Below are 17,816 nucleotides of genomic sequence, written 5' to 3'. Positions count from 1 at the left end.
GACCCCGGCCGCGCTCACCCTCCGTTGCGTCTTCACGAGCTTCCTTTCGACGAGGAACGGTCTTCTGACGGTGCGGAGACTTGCTCCTCCCGGGACGGGAGGGTGTCGGGGGTGAACCAGGGCAGGGCGGTGGCGCCTTCGCCCACGTCCGCGGCGCCTTCGCCCGCTCCCGCGGCGCCTTCGCCCACGCTCCCCGCACCTGCCGCCGCGTCATCCGTCCTCGGGCCGCGGTGCGCGGCGTGCCCGGCGTCCCGTCGGCCCGAACGACCGCGGATCCCCGTACGGCCACCGTCTCGCGTACGGCCACGGCTTCTCGTACGGTCACGGCCTCTCGTACGGGCGGACAGGTGCGGTCGGACGCGGTCGACGGCCGCCATACCGGTCCGGAAGACCGCGGCGGGCACGACCACGCACAGCAGGACCCAGAAGAGCGTGACGCCCCAGGGGCGTTCGACGCCCCACGGCTGTTCGGTGAGCACCTTGTTCCCGTACTTCAGCGAGACGAGGTAGTCGCCGTGCGCCCCCGCGGCCAGTTGTACGGGCAGCTCGATCCGGGCCCTCTTCCCCGGCTCGACGGCCCCCCGCCACTGCTGCTCCTCCCACTGCGGCGCGAACACCCCGTGCGAGGTACCCATGCGGAACACCGGGTTACGGGCGGGCGCCGTGCCGAGGTTGGCGACGGTCAGCACGAGCCGGCGCTGTGGCGGCGCGCCGAACCAGGTGAGCAGCCCGCTCGACCCCTCCAGCCGGGCCGTGAGCACGGCGAGCCGCCCGGTGCCCTCCTCCTCGGGGAGCGGGGCGACCGGATGCCCGGCGACCTTCAGTGGGGCGTCGTACGAGGCGGCCTCGCCGGTGACGGTGGCGACGTGTACGACACAGGGGCAGGGCTTGGGCGGTTCGGCGACGGGCAGTTCGCGGGTGAAGGTGCCGTCGCGGCGGGTGGTGACGGCCCGGCCGTCGGCGTTGGCGCAGGCGTTGGTGCCGCCGATCATGTTCTGGCCGCAGATGAGGAGGGTGAGCAGCGTGCGGGGGCGCCAGCCCTTGCCCGTGACGGTGATCGTCCCGCCCGCTCCCGCCTCTGCCTCGGAGAGCCGGACGCTCGGCCCGTCGTCGGCTTCAGCGATGGTGGCGGCGGCCCCCGAGGCGGGGAGGAGAACGAGCGCCAGCACTGACAGGACTGCGAGGACCGCCGTGGCAAACCGTACGGCCGGTGGCGCGCCCGGCCCGCAGCCCCTCCTCATCGCGGGCCCTCCGATCCCGCCCGGGCCAACTCCCTTGCGCCGCACATCTCGTGCTCGCGGGTGCGCGTGCCTCGCTGCTCTCCGCCGTCGGCCACGTGCCCGGCTTCACGCCTGCGGCGCCGACGCCGTACGTACCAGCCGCCTGTCCCCGTGGCGAGGAGGCCGAGCAGCAGAAGCACGGGAGCCGTCCAGGCGAACGGGGCGTACGAGGTTGTGGCCGAGGCGCGGGCACCGCCCGCCGCAGTGGCGGTGAGCGTGACGTCCGCCGGGTCGAACCGGGGCGCCCCTGGCCACCTCTCGGTGAGCCGGACCCGGGCGCCGGGCAGCAGTTCCACGGAGAGGTCGCGGGCCGGACGGAGCAGGGTCCCGCCGCAGAACAGGCCGTCGGCGCGGACCGTGAGACGGGGCGCGAGCGCGGTGTTGCCCCGGTTGACGAGCGCGTAGCGGATCCCGGCGCCGTCGCCGGTGCGCACGACGGACACGTCCTCGACCGACAGGGCCGCCACCGTGGGGCCGGTGACCCGCAGATGGAGCCGTACGCGCGCTTCCCCGCCGCCGGTCACCACGATCGCGGCGGGGTGGTCGCCGGGGACGGCATCGGACGGGACGGTCACGGTGAAGGGAATGTCGGCGCGGGTGCGGGGCGGCAGCTTCACCTTCGTGGACGCCAGGCCGACCCATGCGCCCGAGGGAGTGTTCCGGTCCGGGCCGCGAACGGCGGCGGCCCCCGCGTCCCCGGTGTGGCCGTCGGCGCCGCGCAGCCGGACGGTCCGGGCGTGCGTGCCGGAGTTGGTGACGGTGACGGTGTCCTTCAGCACGGTGCCCGGCCGCCCCTCCAGATAGAAGTACGACCGTCCGCCGGTGCTCGGTCGGCTGCCGCCCCCGGACGCGGGCGCGGCCGACCAGTCGGAGTTCGCTGAACCCGGTGCCGACACTGAGGCCGCCGGGGGCGCCACGGGCGCCTGCACCGATGGGGACACCCCGGGCCCTGCGGGTGCCCGGGCCGGTGTGGGCACCGGTGCCGCATGCGCCGGGACCGTGGCGCAGAGTGCCGCCACCGCCGCCGGCACCGACGCGAGCGCCATCGCTGTCCTCCGTGCCCTGTGGGTCCGGGACTGCATCGGCGGCTCCTCGCCTGCTCGCTCGCTGATCAATACTGCGGGTGGGGAAGGGGGTTCGCCGGTCCGAAGCCGGCGCCTGCCCGGGCTCCGTGGTCCGGCCGGTACGGGGTGGGCCACGCGGTCCGGTTGGTACGGGGTGGGCCCGAGCCACGCGGTCCCACCCGTACAGGTGGGACCGGGCCGTCGGCGGTGCGTGGGCCCCGGCCGCGCACCGCGTCCCGTTCGCTAGGCCGCGGGCCGCTGTCCGCGGCGGGTCAGCCAGAGCACTCCGGCCACTCCGGACAGGAGAACCGTTCCGCCGAGCGTGCCGAGCGCGACTGCCGTATCGGCCGGGCCGGTCTGCGGCAACTCCTCGCCGTCCGACGGCGCGGCCGCCCCGCCGCCCGAACCCTTCACGTCGAGCGTCAGCGACGGCTTGGGGTTGTTCGCCGGGGTACAGGTCGTGGTGGTGCCCAGCGCCTTGATCGTGAGCGTCGAGGCAGTGAAGGTGACCTTGCCGCTCGCTTTGGGGGCGTAAGTACCCGACAAGTCGGTGATTTTGATGGGGGTGTTGGCGGGGATGGCCTCGGCGTTCGGCGGCCCCGAGACGCGGAGGGTGCCGTTCTCGGCGCCGCCCAGCTTGATCAGCGCGCTGGGGTTCATCGCTCCCTTGCCCAGTTCCACGGGGCTGGAGGAGACACCCTTCTCGAAGGTCATGGTCAGTTTGTAGGAGCTACCGTTCTTGACGCTCTTGATGTCGATCGGCGATACCGCACCCTTGTTGCCGATCGGCGTCTTGCAGCGGTAGTCCACGTCCACCACATCGGCATGGGCCATGGGGGCGGCCAGCAGGACCGCGGCCCCGGCCACGGCGGCTGCGGCCACCGCGAGCGCTCCCCCGCGGGCGGCCGGCCGGCTCTTCGTACGGGACACCTCGGGATCCCCTCTCGTCGGTTGTCGCCGCGCGCGATTTACTGACGACACATCAGATTCGCGCGCCGACAGTACGCCGGGGACCTTGGAGAGGGAAGACAAAGAACACGCCGGATCGGCGTGTTCGTAAAAGACGGCCTGCGGGGCGGGGCGGTCGCTAGGCGGGAGCGGCGAGCTCCGCCCATACGGTCTTGCCGACCCCGTCGGCGTTCCGCACGACCCCCCAGTCCAGACACAGCCGCTGGACGATGAACATGCCGTGGCCGCCGGGCCGGCCCGCGCGGTGGGGCGTACGGGGGGCGGGGGAACCGCTGCCGAGGTCCACGACCTCCAGGCGCAGCACTTTGCCCGTGCAGCCCACGCGCAGTTCCTCGGGACCGTCGGCGTGCAGGCACGCGTTGGTGACGAGCTCGGAGACGACGAGCAGCACGTCCTCGGCGGCGGCGCGCTGGTCGCCGGTGGCCGCGGGCAGCCAGCCCCAGTCGTACAGGGCCTGGCGGGTGAAGTCGCGGGCACTGGGAACGATCCCGCTGGCGCCATTGAGATCGAGCCTGCGCACCTGGCCGGACGCGGACACTGGTGGGGAAGCACCGCCCGACTCCGGGCCGCGATCACCCGGCGAGTACGGCCGCGTGGTGCTCATCAGCGCTTCACCTCACCGATTCGCCGATACACAGGTAATGGTCACCTGACAGATTCATCAGATTCAGCAGTCTCCTGCCCGACCTGTCGGCGGGAACACCCACTTCTTCGATACGGAACGTGTGACGCACATAACGCGCACGTCACGCCGAGAGCAGGCGGGCAGAGGGGACGGGTCAGTCGGCCGGCGAGTCGGCCAGCGCCTCGTCGAGCGTGTCGTGGACGGTGAAGACCGCCTCCGCGCCCGTGATCTCGAACACCCGCGCAACGACCGGGAGCATGCCCACCAGATGGACACCGCCACCCGCCGCCTCGGCCTTCAGCCGGGCGCCGAGCAGTACATTCAGCCCGGTGGAGTCGCAGAACTCGAGCCGTGAGCAGTCCACTACGAGGCGGGGTCGCCCCTGGTCGACGCATCCCTCCAGAGGCTCCCGCAACAGCTCGGCGGTATGGTGATCGAGCTCACCCGCCGGCGTCACGACAGCGCTCGACCCCTGGTGCCGAACCTCGACCTGGAGCCGGCCCCTGTTGGTACTGCCGACCATCCCGCGGTCCATGCGCACCCCTTCTGGTTGCTTGCGACGGCGCACTCCGAACCCTACGCCTTCGATACGCGGTCCGGTAGACGAACATCCCCTCGAAAGGGACATAGCGCATCAGCCCGACCTTGCTTTCCCCTGGCCGGACCGGTAGGGAAGTAGGAACACGTTCGACAACTGCCGGCTCGGAGGCGCCGCACACCGCAGGAAGAGACATCGGCACCGGCAGCCATATGCCGAGAATGATGGAGGAGACCATGTCACCCCGGCTCGACGAGCCGCGCACCGCTGACGATCGCCATGTGCGGCGGTCCGCGACGTCGACAACCTCCCCCACCCTCCGGCGGGAGGAAACCCACATCGGGCAAAGGAATTCCGAAATCCCGGCGGCCCTCGAAGCCGACGAGGACCCGGACTTCGACGCCGACCGGGGTCGCGAGGAGGACCTCTTCGCGGACCTCCCCGAAATCCCTCCGTACGACGAGGTGGCCCCGCTCGACGCCCGGGCCCTGTCCAAGACCCTCTTCGCGCGCCTGGAGTCGCTCGAGGAAGGCACCCACGAGTACTCGTACGTGCGGAACACACTGGTCGAGCTCAACCTCGCACTGGTGAAGTTCGCCGCCTCCCGCTTCCGCTCCCGCAGCGAGCCGATGGAGGACATCGTCCAGGTCGGCACCATCGGACTGATCAAGGCGATCGACCGGTTCGAGCTGAGCCGCGGGGTGGAGTTCCCCACCTTCGCGATGCCGACGATCATCGGTGAGATCAAGCGGTTCTTCCGCGACACGAGCTGGTCGGTACGCGTCCCGCGGCGGCTGCAGGAGCTGCGCCTCGACCTGGCCAAGGCCGGCGACGAGCTGTCGCAGAAGCTCGACCGGGCCCCCTCGGTTGCCGAACTCGCCGATCGCCTCGGCCTCACCGAGCAGGAGGTCGTCGAGGGCATGGCCGCGAGCAACGCGTACACCGCGAGTTCGCTGGACGCCCAGCCCGAGGAGGACGACACCGAGGCCGCGCTGGCGGACCGTCTCGGCTACGAGGACCACGGTCTCGAGGGCATCGAGTACGTGGAGTCCCTGAAGCCGCTGATCGCGGAGTTGCAGCCGCGCGACCGAACGATCCTCTCGCTGCGCTTCGTGGCGAACATGACGCAGTCCGAGATCGGAGAGGAACTCGGCATCTCGCAGATGCACGTGTCCCGGCTGCTGACGCGCACGCTGAACAGACTCCGCAAGGGTCTGATGATCGAGGAGTGAGGTGACCGCGGGAGCGTCCGTCGCGCTCCAGGCGCCTGCCGACGTCGAAGCGCCCCCGAGACCGGTTCAGCCGGACTCGGGGGCGTTCACGCGAGGGACGAAGCAGGCGGCGCTCGCCACGGCCAGTACACATCCGGCAACGATCAGCAGCACCACGGGCGCCCGTACGTTCTCGTGGAGCATCCAGGCGCCGAGCAGGCCGCCCATGATCATGGTCCCCACCGTCGCCGCTCTGCGGGCGGTGTGCACAGCTCCCGAGGGGATCCTCGTGTCGCGTCCGAGGGACGAGCCGCCGAGGAGCGCGGTCATCGAGCGGGTGAGCACGGTCGTCGACATGTCGGGGACCGGCGCCCGCAGCATCGTGACGTTCCGCATCCCCATCGCCACGGCCACGAGCGCGATCACCGCATAGTGCCGGGCGGTGAGGGGCGCGCCGAAGGGCTCCAGCTCCCAGGCCACCAGACCCGCCACCGCCAGCAGGACGGCCTCGGCGACGAGGGAGAGCACATACCAGCGCCGCCCTTCGATGTCCATGCGCGACTCCAGGCGGGCGGCGATCACGGCGCCCGCGGCGAAGCCGCAGAGCGAGGCGACCGGCGGCCAGACGGCCATGCCGGGGGTCCCGCCGAGGGCGAACGCAAGGAAGAGGGTGTTGCCGGTCTGCACGGCCGTGAAGGCCGGGCCGAGGGCGATGAAACTGACGGCCTCGATCATGCCCGTGGTCAGCGTGAGCGCCATCATGAGCATGGTCCGGTCGGGCTTCCGCTTGAGCTGCACGGGCGGAGCTCCGTTCAGACCGGGTCGGGGACGAGCTCGCCGCGGCGCCAGACCGCGGCCGCGAGCGGGACGCCGGGCCGGTAGGCGAGATGGACGTGCGAGGGGGCGTCCAGCAGCACCAGGTCGGCGCGGGCGCCGGGGGTGATGCGGCCAACGTCCGTACGGCGCAGGGCCGCCGCACCGCCCGCGGTCGCCGACCACACCGCCTCGTCCGGCGTCATCCCCATCTCCCGTACGGCGACGGCGATGCAGAAGGCCATGGAGCTGGTGAAGGACGAGCCGGGGTTGCAGTCGGGCGAGAGCGCCACTGTGGCGCCCGCGTCCAACAGGCGGCGCGCGTCGGGGTATTGCGCCCGGGTGGAGAACTCCGCGCCGGGCAGCAGGGTCGCGACTGTGTCACCGTTCGCGAGGGCGTCGACGTCGGCGTCGGTGAGGTGCGTGCAGTGGTCGGCGGAGGCCGCGCCGAGTTCGACGGCGAGCTGGACGCCCGGCCCGTAGGAGAGCTGGTTGGCGTGGACGCGCGGGGTGAGGCCGCGGGCGGCACCGGCGGTGAGTACGGCGCGGGCCTGGTCCCCGTCGAACGCGCCCTTCTCGCAGAAGACATCGATCCAGCGGGCGTAGGGGGCGCAGGCGTCGAGCATGGGGCCGGTGACGAGGTCGACGTAGGCGGCCGGGTCGCCGGCGAACTCGGGGGCGACGATGTGCGCGCCGAGATAGGTGACTTCGTCGGTGTGTGCGGCGGCGATGCCCAGGGTGCGCGCCTCGTCCTCGACGGTGAGGCCGTAGCCGGATTTGATCTCGAGGGTGGTGGTCCCTTGGCGCAGCGCCTCGTGGACATAGCGGCCGGCGTTGGCGTGGAGTACGTTGTTCGAGGCGGCGCGGGTGGCGGCGACGGTGGTGCGGATGCCGCCCGCGGTGTATTCGCGGCCCGACATACGGGCGTTGAACTCCTCGGTGCGGTCGCCGGCGAAGACGACGTGGGAGTGGGAGTCGACGAACCCGGGGATCACGGCCCGGCCCGCGGCGTCGATCCGGTTGTCGGTGGCGGGTGCTTTGCTGGTCTCACCGACCCAGGCGATGCGGTCGCCCTCGATGACGACGGTGGCGTCCCTGATCGGTCCGAGGGGGCCCGTGGCGGGGGTGGCGCCCTCGGCGGAGGCGCCCACGGCGGAGGCGAGGGAGGGGTCGTTGGTGACCAGACTGGCGATGTGGGTGATGGCGGTCGCGGTGGCCATGGGCGCGCTCTTCTCCAACCGTTGGGTGTGCGTCGGGACCGCGGTATGCGTCGGAGCCGCGGCGTGCGCCGGGTCGGCGGTGCGCGCCGGGTCCGCGGCGGTCGTGAGGTCCGCTGCGGTCTCGTCCGCGCGGGTCGTGGCGTCGTGGCGGTGCGTCGGGCCGGTTTGGCCCGCCAGAGCTGTGAGGCCGTCAGGCTCTCAGGGCTGCGATCGCTCCGGCCAGCGATTGGGGGACGTGCGGGACGAGTTGGTGGATCCCCTCGCGGACGATGTGACGCCCTCCGACCACGGTGTGCCGGACATCCGCGTTGGTCGCCGCGAATATGGCCGTCTCGGTGGCCAGCCGGGGCAGCGGTCCCACGGTGCGGACGGAGTCCAGCCCGATCGTGGTGAGGTCGGCGAACGCGCCCACCTCGATGCGGCCCGCCTCGTGCCAGCCGAGGGCGGCGTGGCCGTCGGCGGTCGCCGCCCGCATGAGCTGAGAGGCCGTCCAGTGTCCGCGGGTGCGCGTACGGAGCCGCTCGTCGAGCTCCATCGCGCGGGCCTCCTCGAGCAGATCGATGACGGCGTGGCTGTCCGTGCCGAGGCTGAGGGTGCTGCCCTTGTCCTGGAGCTGTTTGGCCGGGCCGATGCCGTCGGCGAGGTCCCGCTCGGTGGTCGGGCACATGCACACGCCTGTGGACGAGCCGCCGAGGAGGGCGATGTCCCCCGCGGTGAGGTGGGTGGCGTGGACGGCGGTGGTGCGCGGGCCGAGCACGCCGTGGTCGGCGAGCAGCCGGGTGGGGGTGCAGCCATGGGCCCGTCGGCAGGCGTCGTTCTCCGCGATCTGCTCGGACAGATGGATGTGGAGGGGCGTCTCGTTGTCCGCCGCCCACGCTGTCACGGTCCCCAACTCGGCGGCGGGGACGGCGCGTACGGAGTGGATGGCGGCGCCCAGCCGCGCGTGCTCGCCCAGCACGTCACGGGGGAAGGCCGAGACGCGCTCCGCCCATCCCTCCGCGGTGCCGTCGCTGAACCGCAGTTGGTGGCGGTCCGGCGGCGCGCCGCTGCGGCCCGTTCCGAAACCGGAGGTCAGATAGCAGGTGTCGAGAAGAGTGATGCGGATGCCTGCGGTGGCCGCGGCGGCGACCAGGGCCTCGCCCATGGCGTTGGGGTGGGCGTAGCGCTCGCCGGCCGGGGCGTGGTGCAGATAGTGGAATTCGCCGACGGCGGTGATCCCGGCCAGGGCCATTTCGGCGTACACGCCCTTGGCCAGGTCGAAGTAGGTATCGGGGGTGAGCCTGGCGGCGAACTGGTACATGATCTCGCGCCAGGTCCAGAAGGTGCCGGAGCCGACCTGGACCGTGCCGCGCAGGGCGCGGTGGAAGGCGTGCGAGTGCGCGTTGGCCAGACCCGGGATGGTCAGCCCGGGCAGGCCGACCGAGCCGGGTGGCGCGGTGGGCGTGTCGGGGCGCACGGTCGTGATCCGCCCGTCGGAGCCCGTCTCGATCAGGACCCGCTGCTCGACCGTGCCGTTCAGCCAGGCGTGTTCGGCCCAGTAGGTCTGCGGTGTCAGCGACACGCGAGCCCCTCCAGTACGTCGGCGAGTGCGGTGACACCGGCGACGCAGTCGTCCTCGGCGGCGCTCTCGGCAGGCGAGTGCGAGACGCCGGTGGGATTCCGTACGAACAGCATGGCGGTGGGCACCGAGGCCGACAAAATACCGGCATCGTGGCCCGCTCCGGTGGGCAGTACGGGGACGGGCGCGCCGTCCGCCGCCAGCAGAGCCGCGAGTTTGTCGCGCAGCCCGTGCTCGAATTCCACCACGGGGGTGAACGACTCCCGGGTGACACTCACCTCGACGCCGTCGCGCGCGCCCCATTCGGCCGCTGCGCGCTCGATCTCGCCGACGACGGTGGCGAGCGTGTGCTCGTCCGCGGCGCGGGAGTCGAGCCAGCCGCGGACGAGAGAGGCGATGGCGTTGACGCCGTTGGGTTCGACGCCGACCTTGCCGAAGGTGGCGAGCGCACCGGCGCGCGCCGCCTTCTCGCGGGCTGCGAGCACGGTGGCGGCATAGGTGAGCATCGGGTCGCGGCGGTCCTCGATCCGGGTGGTGCCGGCGTGGTTGGCCTCGCCGCGGAAGTCGAAGCGCCAGCGCCCGTGGGGCCAGATCGCCGAGGCGACGCCGACGGCATGGCCCGTACGGTCCAGAGCGCGGCCCTGTTCGACGTGGAGTTCGACGAACGCGCCGATGCGGGCGAGGCGTTCGGGGTCGGGGCCGATCGCCTCCGGGTCGTACCCCGCCCGTTCCATCGCCTGCGCGAGGGACACTCCGTCGGCGTCGCGCAGGGCGTGCGCCTGCTCGGCGCCGAGCTGCCCGGCGGTCAGCCGGGAGCCGACGCAGGCGAGACCGAAGCGGGCGCCTTCCTCGTCACCGAAGTTGACGATGGCGAGCGGGCGGTCCGGGGCGGCTCCGCGCGCCCTCAGTTCGTCCAGTGCGGCGAGGGAGGAGACGACGCCGAGCGGGCCGTCGTACGCGCCGCCGTCCGGCACGGAGTCGAGATGCGATCCGGTGACGACGGCGTTCCCGGCCTCCGGATCCCCGTACCAGGCCCACTGGTTGCCGTTGCGGTCCAGTTCGTAGGTCAGGCCGCGGGCTTCGGCCTGCGCGCGGAACCAGGCGCGGCAGTCGGCGTCGGCGGGGGTCCAGGCGTAGCGGCGGTAGCCGCCCGTGGCCGCGTGTCGGCCGATGGGCAGGAGGTCGGCCCACATGCCGTGGAAGGAGGGCGGCGCGGGCGTCTGCCGGCGCCCGCCCGGGCGGCCGGTCATTCACCCTCCCGCATCGGGATGCGGACCCCGCGGTCCCGGGCGACCGCGTCGGCCGACTCGTAGCCCGCGTCCACATGGCGGATCACGCCCATGCCCGGGTCGTTGGTCAGCACCCGGCGGATCTTCTCGCCCCCGAGCGGCGTGCCGTCGGCGACCGTCACCTGACCCGCGTGGATCGAGCGCCCCATGCCCACGCCACCGCCGTGGTGGAGGGAGACCCAGGAGGCGCCGGAGGCCACGTTGACCATCGCGTTGAGCAGCGGCCAGTCGGCGATCGCGTCCGAGCCGTCGAGCATGGCCTCCGTCTCGCGGTACGGGGAGGCGACCGAGCCGCAGTCCAGGTGGTCGCGGCCGATCGCCAGCGGTGCGGTCAGCTCGCCCGAGGCCACCATGTCGTTGAAGCGCTCGCCCGCGCGGTCCCGCTCCCCGTAGCCGAGCCAGCAGATACGGGCCGGAAGACCCTGGAAGTGCACCCGCTCCCCGGCCATCCGGATCCAGCGGGCCAGCGACTCGTTCTCCGGGAAGAGGTCGAGGATCGCCTTGTCGGTCGCCGCGATGTCCCTGGGGTCGCCGGAGAGGGCCGCCCAGCGGAAGGGGCCCTTGCCCTCGCAGAACAGCGGGCGGATGTAGGCGGGGACGAAGCCGGGGAAGGCGAACGCTCGCTCGTATCCGGCGAGTTGAGCCTCGCCGCGGATCGAGTTGCCGTAGTCGAAGACCTCCGCCCCGGCGTCCATGAAGCCGACCATGGCCTCGACGTGCTTGGCCATGGACGCACGGGCGCGCTGGGTGAAGTCGGCGGGCTTCTCGGCCGCGTAGGAGGCCATGTCGTCGAACTCCACGCCGATCGGCAGGTATGCGAGCGGGTCGTGGGCGGAGGTCTGGTCGGTCACGATGTCGATGGGGGCGTTCATCGCCAGCAGTTGCGGGAGGAGTTCGGCGGCGTTGCCCAGCACCCCGATCGACAGCGGCTCGCGCCGGTCGCGCGCCTCGACGGCGAGCCGCAGCGCGTGGTCGAGCGAGTCGGCCTTCACATCGAGGTAGCGGTGCTCGATACGGCGGTCGATGGCGCGCGGGTCGCAGTCGATGCAGATGACGACGCCGTCGTTCATGGTGACGGCGAGCGGCTGGGCGCCGCCCATGCCGCCGAGGCCGGCGGTGAGCGTGATGGTCCCGGCGAGCGTGCCGCCGAACCGCTTGGCGGCGACGGCGGCGAAGGTCTCGTACGTGCCCTGGAGGATGCCCTGGGTGCCGATGTAGATCCAGGAACCGGCCGTCATCTGGCCGTACATGGTCAGCCCGAGGGCCTCCAGCCGCCGGAACTCCTCCCAGTTCGCCCAGTCCCCGACGAGATTGGAGTTGGCGATGAGGACGCGGGGCGCCCACTCGTGGGTCTGCATGACGCCGACCGGGCGTCCTGACTGGACGAGCATCGTCTCATCCTGCTTGAGCGTGTGCAGGGTGCGGACCATGGCGTCGAACGAGCGCCAGTCGCGGGCCGCCTTGCCAGTGCCGCCGTAGACGACGAGCTGGTCCGGATGCTCGGCGACCTCGGGGTCGAGGTTGTTCTGCAGCATCCGCAGGGCGGCTTCCTGCTGCCATCCCAGAGCGCTCAGTTCCGTACCACGCGGTGCTCGCACGGGTCGCGGTCCTGACATGAGCCCAGCCTCCCTGCCATCGATTGGATTGAGCTATTCACATCCTCCCGAGATGAATAGACGTAGTCAACAGGGCCCCTCGCAGTGCTACGCCGATCAGCCTGCCCGGTCGGCCGGCGGCGGGCGCGGACACCGACGTGGTCTCCGCCCCTGGGACACGCCCCATCGGCGGCCGGCCCGGCACAACGGGCGGTACGCGCCCCGCACAGGGGGCGAAGGAGCCCCGAGCAGCAAGGCATGCTGCCGGGAGACGGCGGTCCCACCGCCCTGGTACGGGTAGAAGGCTCGTACGATTCGCGACACTGCCCGCTACAGCGTGAATCCGGCGGGGAACGGGTCACGCGGATCCAGCAGGTATTGGCCCATGCCCGTGATCCAGGCCCGCCCCGTAACCGTGGGCACGACGCCGTCCCGCTCCCCTACCCGCGCCGTCCCCGTCAGGCGCCCCGTGAACCGCGTCCCGATGAGGGACTCGTTGACGAAGTCCCGGCCGACCTGCAGCTCCCCGCGCGCATGAAGCTGCGCCATACGCGCGCTGGTGCCCGTGCCGCAGGGGGAACGGTCGAACCACCCCGGGCGGATCACCATCGCGTTGCGCGCGTCCGAGGCGGGTCCGCCGTCCGGCGCCGGAGCGCCCGGAGCCGTGAACTGGACATGGCGGCAGCCGGTGATGCCCGGGTCCTCGGGGTGGACGGGTGTGCGCCGCCGGTTGATCTCGTCCATGATCGCCAGACCGGCGGCCATCATCCGGTCCTTGTGCGTCCGGGAGAACGGGATGCCGAGCCGGTCGAGCGGTGTGATCGCGTAGAAGTTGCCGCCGTACGCCATGTCGTAGCGGACCTCTCCGAGGCCGTCCACCTCCACGACGGCGTCGAGTTCATGGGCGTACGACGCCACGTTCCGCAGTGTGACGGCCTCGGCTCGGCCGTCCCGTACGGTGACAAGCGCCTCTACCAGGCCCGCCGGGGTGTCCAGCCGCACCGTCGTCACCGGCTCGGTCACCTCCACCATGCCGGTCTCGACGAGGACCGTGGCCACGCCGATCGTGCCGTGCCCACACATCGGCAGACAGCCGGAGACCTCGATGAACAGTACGCCCCAGTCGGCGTCCGGCCGGGTCGGCGGCTGGAGGATCGCGCCGCTCATGGCGGCGTGCCCGCGCGGCTCGTTCACCAGCAGGCGGCGGACGTGGTCGAGGTGCTCGACGAAGTGGAGGCGCCGCTCGGCCATGGTCGCGCCGGGCACCGGGCCGATGCCCCCGGTGACGACGCGGGTGGGCATGCCCTCGGTGTGGGAGTCGACCGCGTGGAAGCAGCGGGCGGCTCTCATCGGAGGTCCTCGTGCGGGGCGGTGGCATTGGCCGCGGCGGATCCGTTCGGGCCGGAGAGCGCCTGCGCCGCGGCCAGGGCCTGCGTCGCGGCCAGGGCCTGCGCCGCGGCCAGGGCCTGCGTCGCGCGCTTCATATCGGCGTCCACTTCCGCCAGTTGGCCGGGCGAGAGCGGCCCGCGTGGCGGCCGGCACGGACCGCCGTACCGACCCACCAGGTCCATACCCCGCTTGATCGCCTGCACGAACTCGGTACGGGAGTCCCACCGGAAGGCGGCGACAAGGGGCTCGTACAGCTCCCGCGCCTCGGCGAGCCGCCCCGCGCGGGCGAGGGCGAAGAGACGGGCGGACTCGGCGGGGAAGACGTTCGGGAACCCGGCGAACCAGCCCGTGGCGCCCATGAGAAGCGCCTCCAGGACGAGGTCGTCCGCGCCGGCGACGACGGCGAGATCCGGTGCCTGCTCCCGGATGTGGAGCACACGCCGTACGTCGCCGGAGAACTCCTTGACCGCGACCACGTTGTCGATGGCCGCGACCTCGCGGAGGATCTCCGGGGTCAGATCGACCTTGGTGTCGAGCGGGTTGTTGTACGCCATGACCGGCAGGCCCGCCTTCGCGACCTCCTCGAAGTGGTGCACGATCTCTGCGGTGTTGGCGCGGTAGAGGGTGGGCGGCAGGCAGAGCACGCCATCGGCGCCGTCCTCAGCGGCGGTCTCGGCGTGACGGCGCGCCTGGTGCGCACCGGCGGCGTGCACACCGACGACGACGAGCGCGTCCCGGCCGACCGCCTCGACCGCCGTACGGGCGACGGCGCGCCGCTCGGCGTCGCTGAGCGAGGAGTACTCGCCGAGCGAGCCGTTGGGGCCGACGCCGTCGCAGCCGTTGTCGATCAGCCAGCGGCAGTGGTCGGCGTAGGCGTCGAGGTCGGGTCGAAGGCCGGCGGGGGCGGCGGCGTCATCGGCGTACGGGAGGGCGGTCGCGACGATGACGCCGGTGAGGCGTTGGGCGTGGGTCTCGGCGTCGGGACGGTGGCCGGGCTGGGGGTGGGCCTGGGCGGGCTGGGGCATTCTCTCCTCCGAATGGTCCGGCGGTCTGCGGGTGTCGTCACGGTTTTCCGGGTCACGCGCCTCCCCGGTCGCGTATCGCCGGGCATGGGTCCTCCGGCTCGCCGGCCCCGGGCTGACGAAAGCCCTCCGGCCGACGGGGTGGAGTCCTCCACCTCACCGGCCCTTGGCCGACGGGGGCCTCCGGCCAACGGGGGTCCTCCACCTCACCGGCGCCCGGCCTGACGACCCTCCAGCCGACGGGCGCCCTCCCCCGACGGAGGTCCCCGGGCTCACGGATGCCCCCCGCTCACAGGCCCCCCGGCTCACAGGCCCCCGGCTCACGGGTCCTCCGACCGGGCCCGGCTCCCAGGTCGCCCAGGCGGACCGGCTGGGCGAGCGGGCGCCGGTGCGATTCGGGGACGCCCGCCAGCTCGGCCGCGGTGCGACCGCAGACGCGCCCTTGGCAGACGCCCATGCCCACGCGGCTGGTGAGCTTGAGCGTGCGCATACCGTCCGCGCCACGGTCCTCGACCGCCGCCCGTAGATCCCCGTACGTGACCTCCTCGCAGCGGCAGACGACCGTGTCGTCGGTCAGCCAGCTCCGCCAGCCCGGGCCGACCGGGTGGGCCGCGGCGAGCGCGGCGGCGAAGCGGCGTCCGGACCGTACGCGGGCAGCGGCCGAGCGGCGTCCGTACGTCGACGAGGCTGCGGCGGGCGCCCCGTCGGCGAGGCCGTGAGCCGCGGCCGCGCCCGCCACCTCCCCCTCCGCGGCGGCGAGTTCGGCTCCGCCGATGCCGGTGATCTCACCTGCCGCGTACACCCCCGGAACGGAGGTGGCCTGGGTGTCGTCCACGGCCACGAACCGGCCGTCCCGGAGGGCGCATCCGGCGGCCACGGCCAGTTCGAGCTGGGGAGTGAAGCCGTAGCCGACGCAGACGGTGTCCGCCTCGACACAGCGGCTGCTGCGGACGGTCCAGTCCCGCCCCAGGCGTGCGAGGGTCACCGACTCGACGCGGTCGCGCCCGTGGGCGGCGACGACCGCGGTGCGCGTGCGGTAGGGGACGCGGTGCCGGGCCAACCGTGCGGCGTGGGCGGCCAGTTCGGGAAGCTTGGAGCGGCCGTCGCGGAGGGCGGCGAGAGGGCTGCGCAGCCAGCCGGTGGGCGACCCGGCCTCGTACACCCCGGCGAGGTCCGCGCCGGCGGAGAGCAGCGCGGAGGCCACCGGCAGCAGGAACGGACCCGTGCCCGACAGGAGGGTCCGGCCGCCGGGCGGGATCCCCTGTCCCTTGACGAGGGCCTGCGCGGCGCCCGCCGTGACCACCCCGGGCAACTCCCAGCCGGGGAACGGCAGAACGCGGTCATAGGCGCCGGTGCACAGGATGAGAGCGCCCGCCCGGAAGGTCCGTACGGGGCGTGCGGCGTCGGCGGGGCCCTGCTGGGTGTGGACCAAGGTGCCGTCCGGCCCTTGTTCGATCGCCCAGACGGAGGTGCTGGGCCGGTGATCGATACGGGGATGGGCATCGAGGGCCGCTTCGCGAGGTGACGGGGACCGCCGGCCGACGAGGGGCCGGCGGTCGTGCTGGCCCCCGGCGCGCGGGGCGTTGTCGAGCAGGACCACCGGGGCTCCGGCGTCCGCCGCGGCGAGTGCGGCGGACGTGCCCGCGGGCCCGGCGCCGACGACGACGATCATCGGTCCTCCTCGTCGTCGGGAGCGGTGCGGGTGCGGATGGTGTCGCCAGGGGAGGCCTGGCGCAGGCAAGCACGGACGTCCGGGAGGCCGTTGACGGTGACGAGGCAGTCGTGGCAGACACCGATGCCGCAGAAGACGCCGCGCGGCCGGCCGCCGTGGCGCGTGGTCCGCCAGGACCGGCGGCCCGCGGCGAGGAGGATCGCCGCGACGGTGCGGCCGGGCATGAAGGCGTGCGGCTCGCCGTCGATGGTCACGGTCGGCATGGTTCCTCCTCGGTCGATCCCAGCCCGGTCGATCCCTGCCCGGTCGGTTCCTCCCCGCTCGGTTCCTCCCCGGCCGGTTCCTCCCCGGTCGATCCCTCCGCGGCCGACAGGCCCGGCCGGCCCACCCGGAACGGCTCTGGGGCGAGGTGCGGGGGCTCCCCCGTGTACAGCTCCGCGAGCAACTCGCCCGTGGCGGCGGCCAGTCCGATGCCGGCGCCTTCGTGTCCCGTGGCGTGCCACAGTCCCGGGCGGCGCGGGTCCTCGCCGATGACCGGCAGATGGTCGGGGGTGTACGGGCGGAAGCCGCCGTAGGCGCGCATGGCATGGACGTCCCGCAGGGCGGGGAAGAGGACCGCGGCCTTGCGGGCCAGCTCGCGCAGAACGTCGAGGCGCACCCGCTCGTCGAATCCCGTGCGCTCCCGGCTCGACCCGATGAGCACCGTTCCGGCCCGGGTCGACTCGACGACCGTCGAGGTCCGCAGCCCGGCGTCGCCGCTGCCCACCGCGGAGGCGTAGTCGGAGTCGTAGACCTTGTGCCGTACGGTGCCGGGCGGCAGCGGGGCTGTGACCAGGACCAGGCCGCGGCGGGGCAGGACGGGCAGCGGGGTGCCGGCCGTCCGCGCGAACGAACCGGCCCACGGGCCACAGGCGTTGACCACCGCGCCACACGGGACGGGGCCCTCCGCGGTGACCAGGGCGCACACGCGCCCGTCCGTGCCGTGGTCGACCCCGGTCGCCCGGACGCCCGTACGAACCAGGCCGCCGCGGGCGCGCACCGCGGCGAGCAGGGCCGTGGCCGCGAGCACCGGCTGGAGCTGGGCGTCCTCGGGCCAGAACGCGGCTCCACGCGCCCGTCGGGTCACCCCCGGCTCGTAGTAGGGGACTTCGGACGCGGAGAGGTCGCGGACCTCGACACCGGTCTCGCGATGGGCGGCGGTGAAGGCCCGCAGACCGGGCAGATCGCGGTCGGCGAGGGCGACGACGAGTCCGCCCTTGCGCTCGTACTCGCACGCGGCCGTGCGTGGTCCGAGCTCCTCGGCCAGCTCCGCGAGCAGGACGGGCCAGCGGCGCAAGGAGGCCTGGACGAGGGCGAGTTCGGGCCCGGGCGCCTTGTCGGAGACCAGGAGGTTGCCCTCACCGCACGCGGTCGTGCCGGAGGCAAGCGGCCCGCGGTCGAGGACCGTGACGCGTACGCCGCGCCGGGTGAGGGACTCGGCGCAGGCGGCACCGGCGATGCCACTGCCCACGACGACCACGTCGGGGTGTTGCCGGAGGACGTGCATGCACCGCACCGCCGTTCCCTGGCCC

Annotated in this window: 16 protein-coding genes; 1 reads left to right on the top strand and 15 read right to left on the bottom strand. The window is 73.0% G+C overall.

What is annotated here, in order from left to right; translation table 11 throughout:
• Positions 1–32 precede the first annotated feature (32 nt).
• The 5 genes from AB0M26_RS01850 to AB0M26_RS01830 all read right to left on the bottom strand — a co-directional run bounded on the left by AB0M26_RS01850 (position 33) and on the right by AB0M26_RS01830 (position 4,473).
• A complete protein-coding gene (locus AB0M26_RS01850) occupies positions 33–1,241 on the bottom strand; it encodes a hypothetical protein (protein WP_365252835.1) in 1,209 nt (402 codons plus the stop codon).
• Complete coding sequence (locus AB0M26_RS01845) at positions 1,238–2,326, bottom strand: LPXTG cell wall anchor domain-containing protein (protein WP_365252832.1); 1,089 nt, start codon at positions 2,324–2,326, stop codon at positions 1,238–1,240. The genes AB0M26_RS01850 and AB0M26_RS01845 overlap by 4 nt, the downstream gene beginning before the upstream one ends.
• Before the next feature lie 261 nt (positions 2,327–2,587).
• Positions 2,588–3,274 (bottom strand): LPXTG cell wall anchor domain-containing protein, encoded by a 687-nt coding sequence (locus AB0M26_RS01840; RefSeq protein WP_365252829.1) that lies wholly within the window; start codon positions 3,272–3,274, stop codon positions 2,588–2,590.
• A gap of 157 nt (positions 3,275–3,431) precedes the next feature.
• Positions 3,432–3,917 carry an ATP-binding protein gene (locus AB0M26_RS01835; RefSeq protein ID WP_365252826.1) on the bottom strand — a complete coding sequence of 162 codons (486 nt, stop codon included), beginning with the start codon at positions 3,915–3,917 and terminating at the stop codon, positions 3,432–3,434.
• Between the two features lie 175 nt (positions 3,918–4,092).
• Entirely contained in the window at positions 4,093–4,473 is a 381-nt protein-coding gene (locus AB0M26_RS01830) for an STAS domain-containing protein (protein WP_365252823.1), read from the bottom strand.
• Between the two features lie 239 nt (positions 4,474–4,712).
• On the opposite strand from AB0M26_RS01830, the gene AB0M26_RS01825 reads away from it, so the two are divergent.
• Complete coding sequence (locus AB0M26_RS01825) at positions 4,713–5,708, top strand: RNA polymerase sigma factor SigF (protein WP_365252821.1); 996 nt, start codon at positions 4,713–4,715, stop codon at positions 5,706–5,708.
• A gap of 66 nt (positions 5,709–5,774) precedes the next feature.
• On the opposite strand, the gene AB0M26_RS01820 is transcribed toward AB0M26_RS01825, so the two are convergent.
• From AB0M26_RS01820 to AB0M26_RS01775, 10 genes are all read right to left on the bottom strand, one after another.
• Complete coding sequence (locus tag AB0M26_RS01820; protein WP_365252819.1) at positions 5,775–6,485, bottom strand: YoaK family protein; 711 nt, start codon at positions 6,483–6,485, stop codon at positions 5,775–5,777.
• A 14-nt stretch (positions 6,486–6,499) separates the two neighbouring features.
• The gene (gene hutI / locus AB0M26_RS01815) at positions 6,500–7,720 is read right to left on the bottom strand and encodes an imidazolonepropionase (protein WP_365252816.1); all 1,221 of its coding nucleotides are present in this window, start codon (positions 7,718–7,720) and stop codon (positions 6,500–6,502) included.
• 190 nt (positions 7,721–7,910) lie between these two features.
• Positions 7,911–9,281 carry a formimidoylglutamate deiminase gene (locus tag AB0M26_RS01810; protein ID WP_365252813.1) on the bottom strand — a complete coding sequence of 457 codons (1,371 nt, stop codon included), beginning with the start codon at positions 9,279–9,281 and terminating at the stop codon, positions 7,911–7,913.
• Positions 9,272–10,471 (bottom strand): allantoate amidohydrolase, encoded by a 1,200-nt coding sequence (locus AB0M26_RS01805; protein WP_365253024.1) that lies wholly within the window; start codon positions 10,469–10,471, stop codon positions 9,272–9,274. Before AB0M26_RS01805 ends, AB0M26_RS01810 begins: the two co-directional genes overlap by 10 nt.
• A gap of 53 nt (positions 10,472–10,524) precedes the next feature.
• Positions 10,525–12,183 carry a urocanate hydratase gene (hutU, locus tag AB0M26_RS01800; RefSeq protein ID WP_365252810.1) on the bottom strand — a complete coding sequence of 553 codons (1,659 nt, stop codon included), beginning with the start codon at positions 12,181–12,183 and terminating at the stop codon, positions 10,525–10,527.
• Between the two features lie 309 nt (positions 12,184–12,492).
• Positions 12,493–13,512: a proline racemase family protein gene (locus AB0M26_RS01795; protein WP_365252807.1), complete on the bottom strand. Its 1,020-nt coding sequence runs from the start codon at positions 13,510–13,512 to the stop codon at positions 12,493–12,495.
• Positions 13,509–14,576, bottom strand: coding sequence for a dihydrodipicolinate synthase family protein (locus AB0M26_RS01790; RefSeq protein ID WP_365252804.1), 1,068 nt, complete (start codon positions 14,574–14,576; stop codon positions 13,509–13,511). Before AB0M26_RS01790 ends, AB0M26_RS01795 begins: the two co-directional genes overlap by 4 nt.
• A gap of 286 nt (positions 14,577–14,862) precedes the next feature.
• Positions 14,863–16,245 (bottom strand): FAD/NAD(P)-binding oxidoreductase, encoded by a 1,383-nt coding sequence (locus tag AB0M26_RS01785; protein WP_365252801.1) that lies wholly within the window; start codon positions 16,243–16,245, stop codon positions 14,863–14,865.
• Positions 16,242–16,508 carry a (2Fe-2S)-binding protein gene (locus tag AB0M26_RS01780; RefSeq protein ID WP_365252799.1) on the bottom strand — a complete coding sequence of 89 codons (267 nt, stop codon included), beginning with the start codon at positions 16,506–16,508 and terminating at the stop codon, positions 16,242–16,244. The genes AB0M26_RS01785 and AB0M26_RS01780 overlap by 4 nt, the downstream gene beginning before the upstream one ends.
• Positions 16,496–17,791, bottom strand: a complete 1,296-nt coding sequence (locus tag AB0M26_RS01775; protein ID WP_365252796.1) for an FAD-dependent oxidoreductase — start codon at positions 17,789–17,791, stop codon at positions 16,496–16,498. Before AB0M26_RS01775 ends, AB0M26_RS01780 begins: the two co-directional genes overlap by 13 nt.
• Positions 17,792–17,816 lie beyond the last annotated feature (25 nt).

The organism is Streptomyces sp. NPDC051776 (assembly GCF_040681345.1).
Classification (GTDB): Bacteria; Actinomycetota; Actinomycetes; order Streptomycetales; family Streptomycetaceae; genus Streptomyces.
The sequence above is the reverse complement of the archived record's forward strand: the minus strand, read 5'-3'. Positions and strand labels throughout refer to the sequence as shown.